The organism is Acidimicrobiia bacterium (genome assembly GCA_040878325.1).
Classification (GTDB): domain Bacteria; phylum Actinomycetota; class Acidimicrobiia; order Spongiisociales; family UBA11373; genus JAUYIV01.
On the sequence record JBBDMM010000003.1, the window covers coordinates 22,172 to 25,698 of the forward strand.

4 protein-coding genes are annotated in these 3,527 nt (G+C 65.5%); 2 read left to right on the forward strand and 2 right to left on the reverse strand.

Annotated elements, in window-relative coordinates; translation table 11 throughout:
* Nucleotides 1-47: 47 nt before the first annotated feature.
* A complete protein-coding gene (locus tag WD184_01855; protein MEX0825492.1) occupies nt 48-392 on the reverse strand; it encodes a carboxymuconolactone decarboxylase family protein in 345 nt (114 codons plus the stop codon).
* A 62-nt stretch (nt 393-454) separates the two neighbouring features.
* Between WD184_01855 and WD184_01860 the strand changes: the two genes are divergently transcribed.
* Nucleotides 455-1,609: an amidohydrolase gene (locus tag WD184_01860; protein ID MEX0825493.1), complete on the forward strand. Its 1,155-nt coding sequence runs from the start codon at nt 455-457 to the stop codon at nt 1,607-1,609.
* A 90-nt stretch (nt 1,610-1,699) separates the two neighbouring features.
* Here the strand turns inward: WD184_01860 and WD184_01865 are convergent, their stop codons facing one another.
* Nucleotides 1,700-2,689, reverse strand: coding sequence for an adenylate/guanylate cyclase domain-containing protein (locus WD184_01865; GenBank protein MEX0825494.1), 990 nt, complete (start codon nt 2,687-2,689; stop codon nt 1,700-1,702).
* Nucleotides 2,690-2,748: 59 nt separating this feature from the next.
* On the opposite strand from WD184_01865, the gene WD184_01870 reads away from it, so the two are divergent.
* Entirely contained in the window at nt 2,749-3,363 is a 615-nt protein-coding gene (locus WD184_01870) for a TetR/AcrR family transcriptional regulator (GenBank protein MEX0825495.1), read from the forward strand.
* Nucleotides 3,364-3,527 lie beyond the last annotated feature (164 nt).

Below are 3,527 nucleotides of genomic sequence, written 5' to 3' on the forward strand. Positions count from 1 at the left end.
TTTGGGTTTACGGTTTGGGGGGGGCTTTGTTGGGGGCAAACCCCCCCCTACTCCGCGTTCAGAAACTCCTGATATGCCTCCCAGGCACGGGGGGCATACACGGTGGCGGGGCCGCCACCCATCATGATCGCGACGCCGAGGGCCTCGGCCACCTGTTGGGGGCTTGCCCCGCGCTTCACCGCGGCGCGGGCATGGGCGGCGATGCAGCCGTCGCACTGCTCGGCAACCGCGATGACCAACGCGATCACTTCCTTCATGGCCGTCGAGATCACCCCATCGGCGAGTGAGGCGGCGCTCAGCTCTGCGAATCCGCGATACACCTCGGGGATGTGCTCCCGTAGGTGGCGGGCGGGGTCGCGCAGGTCGTCTCTCACATCGTGCCAATGTCCCATGGAACACCTCCGGGTTTCGATGGTACGTTCGCTGTCGCGTCACCTCGCCAGGGAAGGACCCCATGGATCTGAAGGACCGAGCTCGCTCGGGTTTCGAAGCCGTCGAGGCCGAACTCAAGTCGATCAGCCGCTGGATGTACGAGAACCCGGAGATCGCCTACAAGGAGTACGAGTCGTCGCGCCGACTTGTCGACTTCCTCGCCGCCAACGGATTCGAGGTCGAGTATCCGGCATACGGGCTCGACACTGCCTTCGCCGCCCGGGCCGGGAAGGCGGGGCCCGAGGTGATCGTGTGTGCCGAGTACGACGCCTTGCCCGGCATCGGGCATGCCTGCGGTCACAACATCATTGCGACCGCCGCGCTCGGAGCGGGGGTGGCGGTGGCGCCCCTTGCCGACGAGCTGGGATTTCGGATCACCGTGCTCGGCACCCCGGCCGAGGAGAATGTCGGCGGGAAGGTCGATCTCATCAATGCCGGGGCTTTCAAGGGGGCAGCCGCGGCGATGATGATCCACCCCTCGCCGGAGAACACCGTCGACCCCTTTGCCCTCGCCATCAACCACCTGTCGGTGGACTTCTTCGGAAAGGACGCCCACGCCTCGGCGGCGCCGTGGGAGGGGAAGAACGCCCTCGACGCGTTCGTGTTGTTGTACGTGGCGATCTCGAACTTCCGCCAGCAGATGCGGACCACGGACAAGATCCACGGAATCCCCGTCCACGGAGGGGACGCCCCGAACATCATCCCTTCACATACGCGGTCGGAGTGGTACGTCCGGGCGGACACCAAGACGAGGCTGGGGGAGATGATGGCTCAGTTCACTGCGATGGCCGAGGCTGCGGCGACCGCCACCGGATGCACCGTCACCTACTCGCCGACGGGCCACGAGTACGAGGACATCCTCAGCGAGCCGACGATGGTCGAGCTGTTCTCGGCGAACTCGGCCGAACTCGGCCGAAAGATGGCGCGCGCCAAGGACCGTCCTGCATCGAACGCCGGTAGCACCGACATGGGAAATGTGAGCCACGTGGTGCCGGCTATCCACCCGATGATCGGCATGGACACCAAAGGTGCCGTCAACCATCAGCCAGAGTTCGCCGCCCACACGATCACCCCCGATGGCGAGAAGGCGATGCGCGACGGAGCACTCGCCATGGCCTGGACGATCGTGGACATCGCAGAGCAAGGACTGTGGGGTTCGTTGGTCAAGCCGCAGTAGGGAGCGCGATTCGCAATGAGCGATACGCGATACGACGGAACGGCTCGAGTCCCTCCAAAGTTAGTTGGTGTCCGTCGTATCGCGAATTGCCTATCGCGTATCGCGCTTTCTCAGCCCCGCGACCCCCGGGCCTACTAATGCGGCGGCGATCACCCAGGCGATCGCTCGAGAGATGGCTCCGCTCAGGAACAGAGCTCCCGCGCCAAGGGAGATCGCGATTGCCAATGCACGGAAGCCGCCGCGGCCGGTGATCGAGGCGGTGAGGCGGCCGAATGCTCCCCCGATCATCGTCACGCCGATCAGCGGGTAGAGGGCGTTGGAAGTCCATCCCGTCAGGTGACCGGCGATCAGCAGCGATCCGATCGCGAGCAGCACCCAGAATCCGCTGGATTCGATGAGGTGGCGGGGGTGCACCGGCGGGGCAGGCTCAGGTCGTTCAGGGGCCTTCTGATCGAAGCCGCGGGCGAGCAGCCGATCCTCGACGGCGAAGGCGAACGATTCAGCCAGGTCGGAGAATCCCGATGGGAGGAATGCCCGGGGAACCGGCTGTTCAGGGAAACCGAATTCCGTTCCGGCGACCATGTGCACCCGCACCCTGCCCTCGATGTTCTTGAGGCTTCGGTGCCCTTGGTCCTCGAACGGGAACATCGCCGCTACCGCGTCATGCACGTCCCCAGAGACGGCGATACCCCCGGGCGGGGCTATCTGTTGCAGTCGGGCGGCGATGTTCACTCCTTCGCCGAAGGCGCGGCCCCCGTCGAGCACGACTTCGTCCTGGTGAATTCCGATTCGAACGACCATCCGATCCTCTCTCGGATCAGAGGCGAGGCGGCGCTGGATCTCGGCGGCGCAGTCCACGGCGTCGACGATCGAGTCGAACAATGCGAATACCGAGTCGCCGGCCGTGTCGATCACCCGGCCGCGTCGATCGGCGATGAGTCGCTCGACACCGTCGTGGAACTTGATGACGCGAGAGGCGGCTTCCTCCTCGTTGCGCCCCACCATCAGGCTGAAACCGACGATGTCCAGCATCAGGATGGCCGCGTTGCGCCGCTCCCTGCCATCCGGTCGAGTCGTCACGAGTCTCCTTGGGGATAGCTCCGGGCCCTACATGCGAGTTGAAGGGGTACGCTTTCGGGATGCCGCGCATACGCGCCGCCACGATCGAGGAGCATAAACGGCAGACCCGCGCCGAGATCCTCGACGCGGCCGCCGTCCTGTTCCGTGAACCCGGGTATTCCGAGGTGGGACTCGGCGACCTCGCCGCCGCGGTCGGCATCGGTCGCACCACTCTCTATGGGTACTTCGCCGACAAGGAGGACGTGCTGGTCAACCTCGTCGAGAGCCGCCTTCCCGCCGCGGTCCAGGGCCTCGTCAGCGGGGTACCAGATCGGGTGTCTGTCCGGGAGCGCCTTGGCGAACTGATCGTGCGGGGACTCGAGTTCGTCTCGAGCGACGACGATCTGGGGGCGACGCTCCACAAGGAGCTTCCCCGGCTCAGCGAAGCCGCGCAGCAGCGGCTGCGCCGTGCCCACGGTGCCCTCGAGGACGAAGTCGTGCGGTTGTGCCGGGCGGGCATTGCGAGTGGCGAGTTCCGAGCCTTCGACCCGATCGACGCCGGCCGCCTGGTCTTCGCGACGATCATGGCCGCCTCCCAAACCCTGCTCCGCGACCCCGACGCCAAACAGAAGATGCACGAAGCGGCGGACACATTGGTGAGGTTCGTGTTTGAAGGATTGGCGATTGGCGATTAGCGATTGGCGATTGGCGGGACGCGGGTCCCGGATCTGAAGAAGCGGTTGACCAAAACGGGGGCCTCACCTTTTAAACGTCTCCCCCCGGTATTCCGGGGGGAGGTAGGAGGGGGGCAGCGGTCCCTGCGAGCAGGACTGGTCCCGTGGTTTGAAGAGGTCGTTGG